Below are 5,635 nucleotides of genomic sequence, written 5' to 3' on the forward strand. Positions count from 1 at the left end.
AGCTAGAAGAATGAAACGGAGGGTAAGTTAAATAAATAGATTATTAGTCTTTACTTTTAAAGATGGGATAGATAAAATAAAATCTAGGTAAAAAAATATTGTGTCTAAATGGGGAGAAATAAAATGAAAAAATCAATATGCAGGATATTGGCTGTTATGATGGGGGTCAGCATGCTGCCTATAACAGCAATGGCAATGGAAAAAACAGAAAACATTTTAGGAACTGTTGAAATTGCAGATGTAGAAAAACAGGAAATCATAGAAGAACAGGAAAAAACAGAACTGTTTCAGGAAGAGTTGGAACTGGAAGAGGATGAAGCTGAAACAAAACAGAGACAAATGGTAGAAGGGGAAGTTGTATACCATTCTTTCTCTCTGGAGTTTGGTGCAAAAGCGAAACTGAATCTGTTTGAAGAAGCATCTGAAGGCGAATATTTTCTGGAAGAATATGCGGAATACAGCGATGCGCTGGAATATACAATTCAGGGGGAGGAATCTGCTGAAGAATATATAGACCGTGTTACATTACCTGCATTTGCGGAGGATTTTTATGATTCACTGGAAGAAGCAGTAGATGGTGACGGCAGAAAAGATTATCTGATGGATCCGTACTATTACTCTTTTGACCTCAATGAGGATGGATTTAAAATCATGCAGGCGCAGGATGAAGATGGAAATGATGTAAATCACATTGTATATGCAGTAGTGGAAGATATTGAATTAAAGTCAGAGGATGATGCTCAGGCTGTTGTAAATGGATTATATGAAGCGGCGGCAAAGGCATATTCTGCTTTTGACAGGGATCATCCGGAAGTGTTCTGGCTGACGAATGAAATGGGTTTTCTATCTGGCGGATACTGTACTTATATGCAGGATGGAAATAGAAATGAAATTGAAGGTACCAGAACTTACTATGTGGGTTTATACTTTTCTCTGGCAAATGATGAAGGTGGAAAAGTGAAACAGATCCGCTCTGATGAATTTCTGGATGATAACGGAGAAAATATCAGTATTAACGGAGAAGTTTTTGCTGATTTAGAGGATGTGGCAAACTATCCCTATCAGTTGGCGGCTCAGAACATAGACAGTTTTGATGCTGTTGAAGGCGAATATGCTTATGATGGTACAGGTCCTGCGTTCAGAACAAAATATGATATTCCTGAAAGTGTGGTATTTGAAGATTTGACGGATGCAGGTAAAGTTGCATATTTTGATTTCTGGTTGACAAGAAATGCGGATTACAATACAGATGTTGCGGTAGGTAATGAAATGACACTTTCTTCTCCTTATGAATGCATCAGTGCATTGTGGGCTGAGGGGGGAACAGAAGGCCCCGTATGCGAAGGCTATGCCCGTGCTGTGAAGCTGTTATGTGAAGTGGAAAATATCGATTGTGTGCTGGTAACGGGTGATAGTGGTCCTGCTTTTGATGGTAAAGAAGATCACATGTGGAATAATGTAAAAATAGATGATAAATGGTATGCATTGGACACTACATGGAATGATCCTGTGAATGATGATCCATGGACAGGGTATCTGTTGGTGGGCAGTGGTACTTTTAAGACAGACCACCACTGGATGAATCTGGGATTTAATAAGGAGGCTCTTCCTGAAGGTCCTGAAATTGAATCAGATAAGTTTCCTCGTGAAGGAAATTGGATGATGAAGCCTGCGGTGGAAGTATCCGAGGCCGATGAAACAGTGACACTTAAAATCCGTCCCGCTCAGTTTGAGTTAATAAAAACAATGGCGGAAGAGGATGCAGTTAAGTTGATTACAGCACTTTTTGACCAAATGACAGGTAAAATGCTGGATGTGCAGTACAAGGAATGTGCATTTGGAGAGCTGAGCAGCTGGACTGTGGAATTAAATACTGATGGAAAAACAGATCTGAAGTACCAGATTTTTCTGGTAGCGGAAGAGAATCTGATGCCCATTATGGAGAAAATCGGAGATGATATCTAACAAAAAAGAAACAGCGTATTTTACATAAATATTGTGTGAAATACGCTGTTTTTTAGTGAATATAGTTGCAGGTAAGATTTTCCTGTGCTAAAATAAAAGTGTTTATCTATGTGGATTTGCGACTTTGTTAAAAAATGAGCAAATGCCCGTAGAATACAGATTATTCTGATGCAAAAAGGAAAAAGGCATTCGGGGAAAGGAGGAAAAAGATGAGTATGAAAAGAATTTTTAGCCTGGCAATGGCGGCAACAATGTTGCTTTCAGCGACTGCCTACGGCGCAACGGTGGATGGTGTTACATTAGCTGATCTGGAAAAAGAAGATGGCAAATTCAATGTGACCTATACTGGGGCGGCTGATGGCAAGGAGTACATGATCTGGGCGGTAAAAGGGACACATACAGATGCGAATGAGGTATCTTTTGCTCAGTCCAATGTGCTGTATATCAACCAGAACACAGCGACAGCGGATGGGGTGACCTTTGATCCGTTCCTGCCAATGAAATCTGAAGACAGCACTGTGTTGGTTACAGGTCAGGGCATGGAAGCACCTATTATCGTTGGTTACATTAAAGCTGAAGGTAATACGATCAGCGGTAATATCGGTTTGGGTGGCAGAACAAGCGGTAAGCTGGCAGGTGCGACTGTAACACTGACAAGCACAACAGATGAAACTGTGACTTACACAGCAACAACAGTAGCAGACGGTTCTTTTGTACTTGAAAATGTGATGAACGGTACATATAAGATGACTGTAGAAAGGGCAAGTTATCTGGGTTATACTAAAGGTACATTTACCGTAAATAGTAATACAACATGGACAGAATCCATTGTGTTGCTTCCTGGTGATATCAACGGTAGCGGTAAAGTAGACGCACTGGATTTCATGCAGTTGAAAAAATCTCTCCTGCAGAGTGGTGTAGAATTGCCCAGTGACTTAAATGGCAGTGGCAAGGTAGATGCTTTGGATTTCATGCTTCTGAAACAGAACCTGTTGAAGTCTTCTACAGTGGTTGAATAAACGTTACAGGGAGGTCAATATATGAAAGGCTTATGGAAAAAAGCGCTTTCCTTAGCACTTTCTGCAGTGATGTGTGTAGGGCTTCTGCCCGTAACAGCGATGGCGGCACCGACATCAGAAATCGAATTTAAGGTTTCCGAGATGAATGGTAATGCTTTTGATATGAATATCATTGCTACAGATGCAGATGGTTTGGATACGCTTGAATTTGTACTGGTATTTGATAATACCGTAGTTGAGCTGGATGGGGAATATCTGACATCCAGTAAATTTGATACCAAGATGCATCAAGAAACAACAATTGGCAATAAAACAGGTGCTGATTGTATTCTGATGAATTTCGCAGGTAGTTTTGTTCCCGATGGTGAAGAAATTGGTAACATTGGTTTTCTGCTGAAAGACGGCAAAACAACAGATGATTTTAATAAGACGACATTCTCTCTTGCGGTAAAAAATAGTGATTTTGCAAAAGCTTTCAATAGTGGTTACGATACTATTAGAGTATGTAACACTGCAAATTCTTCTGTTAAAGAGGGTGTGAATGATATTGCATACTCTTTTGATTACCCCAACGATAATGCAGGCATTCGCCTTGCAGCACCCGGCATCACAGCAACACCAAATGACGGTATTACAAGTGGTGGTATTGATGTTACAATCACACCTACACCTGACGCAGATTACGCAAGGGGTTATCTGCTGACACTGAAAGACAGCGATGGCAATGAAGTGTGGAAAAGAGAAGTAACTGATTTAAGACACGGTTTCTGGGATCCAACAGTTGTAACAGGTAAGACATATACAGCATCTGTACAGGCGCTTGCAAAAGCAGGCACTGATTTTGCAGATTCTGCTGTGGTAACATCTGCTCCTGTTGTAGCGACTGCAAAACCCAAACTGGCAACACCTTCTATTACACTGGAACCTCATAGAGTAAGTTCTTGGGGTGGTTTTGAATTTGAAATCACACCAATTACTGATACAACAAAATCTATAGATTACTATAAAGTTGTCATTTATGATTCTAATGGCGTGGTAGTGTGCACTAAAGAAAGAGATTACAATGAATATATGAATGATGCGTATATTCGTGTAAGTGATGGCGTAATCGAAGGTGAAAAATATACAGCAACAGTACAGGCGATCGCAAAATTTAATGGTCAAATGACAGATTCTCCTGTTAGTGCCGAAACTGCTCCTACAGAAGCTGCTTACAAAGCACTGATACTGAACCCTGATAACATTGACAACCTGACTGTAAATGATGAAATCACTATCAATCTGGCAGAAAAAGTATCCTACGGTAAAGCACCTTATACTTATGCTGTAACAAGTGGCACGCTGCCTGATGGTCTGACACTGGATACAGCAACAGGTGTGATTTCTGGTAAACTGACAACAGCTACTACAAAAACTACAGATGTTTATGTCACAGTAACAGACAGCCAGAGTACACCTGATGTTGATACAGCAAAAATTACTTTTTACGCTATCGCTAAAGATCAGGGCGAAATTCAGGTTACTAACAAAAATATCACTATGGAATATGGTGATACAATCGATCTGAAATCTTATCTGAGTGTTGTAGAAAAAATTCAGCCTCTGGCAAATACAAAATATAAATTTGAAGTAACAGAAGGCGACGATATCGTTACAGTTGATGATAATGGTAATGTTACAGCGCTGAAAGCAGATGCTGATACAACAGTAAAAGTAACAGCTACAGTAGTAAGTGACGATACTTACAAAGTAGCGGATCCTGTAACATTTACAATCACTGTAAATAGAAAAGTAATCAACATCATTCCCGAAGCAGGTCAGACAAAAGTATATGGTAAGCCTGATCCCACTCCTTTCAAGTTTACAATCGATCCAGCGACACCTCTGGTAGAAGGCGACACACTGGGTGATGATATTCTGACAAGAGGCGGCACAGATGATGTTGGTGAGAAGGAATTCGTTGTGAAAGCTGATGTTGTAAACAGCTTTATGGATAAATACCTGATCACACTGGTGGAGGATTCTCCTAAGTTTACAATTACACCTGCAAAAGGTGTAGTTGTAGAAGGTGATGGCGAAACAGCGGAATTTACAATCGCGAAGGAATACGGTGCTGCAAACTTCAATCTGGGTGAATATGGTATCCAGACAATGGCTCTGCAGGACAGAAGCTTCACATATGCCCTGAAAGAAGGCAGTGCAGCAGATGTTATCGAAGTAACATCTGCAGGTAACGTTTCCATTCTGAATGCCGGTACAGCAACAGTAGTTGTGACAGCAGAAGACGATAACTACACAGATAAAGACGGCAATAAAGAAATTAAACAGGAAATTACAATCACTGTAGAACCTAAGGCGGTTACAGTAACAGCAGAAGATAAAACAATGGTATATGAAGGCACAGAACCTGTGCTGACATATAAAATTGATCCTGCTACACTGGAAAACGGTACAAAAGTTGCCGATGAACTGGACATTACACTGAGCAGAGAAGCTGGTGACGTTGCTGGTACTTATGCGATCAACGTAGCAGTAGATAATAACCCTAATTATACTGTAACAGTTGAACCCGGTACATTTACTATCGATAGGGCACCCGGTCAGATCGAGGGTACAGTTACAGAAGATCCCATCAAGATCATCTATGGTGA

3 protein-coding genes are annotated in these 5,635 nt (G+C 40.5%); all 3 read left to right on the forward strand.

Features of this window, described 5'->3' with window-relative positions; translation table 11 throughout:
- The first annotated feature begins 123 nt into the window (after positions 1–123).
- Positions 124–1,965 carry a transglutaminase domain-containing protein gene (locus IJ369_RS06415; protein WP_290717364.1) on the forward strand — a complete coding sequence of 614 codons (1,842 nt, stop codon included), beginning with the start codon at positions 124–126 and terminating at the stop codon, positions 1,963–1,965.
- A 209-nt stretch (positions 1,966–2,174) separates the two neighbouring features.
- A complete protein-coding gene (locus IJ369_RS06420) occupies positions 2,175–2,984 on the forward strand; it encodes a dockerin type I domain-containing protein (protein WP_290717366.1) in 810 nt (269 codons plus the stop codon).
- A gap of 21 nt (positions 2,985–3,005) precedes the next feature.
- On the forward strand, positions 3,006–5,635 hold a 2,630-nt coding region (locus tag IJ369_RS06425; RefSeq protein ID WP_290717368.1), incomplete at its 3' end, for an MBG domain-containing protein.

The organism is Anaerotignum sp., assembly GCF_017483025.1.
Classification (GTDB): domain Bacteria; phylum Bacillota; class Clostridia; order Lachnospirales; family Anaerotignaceae; genus Anaerotignum_A.

What these genes read in the sequence shown, in the direction of transcription:
- IJ369_RS06415 (WP_290717364.1), top strand. Translation starts at nt 124, where the DNA reads ATGAAAAAATCAATATGCAGGATATTGGCTGTTATGATGGGGGTCAGC.
- IJ369_RS06420 (WP_290717366.1), top strand. Translation starts at nt 2,175, where the DNA reads ATGAGTATGAAAAGAATTTTTAGCCTGGCAATGGCGGCAACAATGTTG.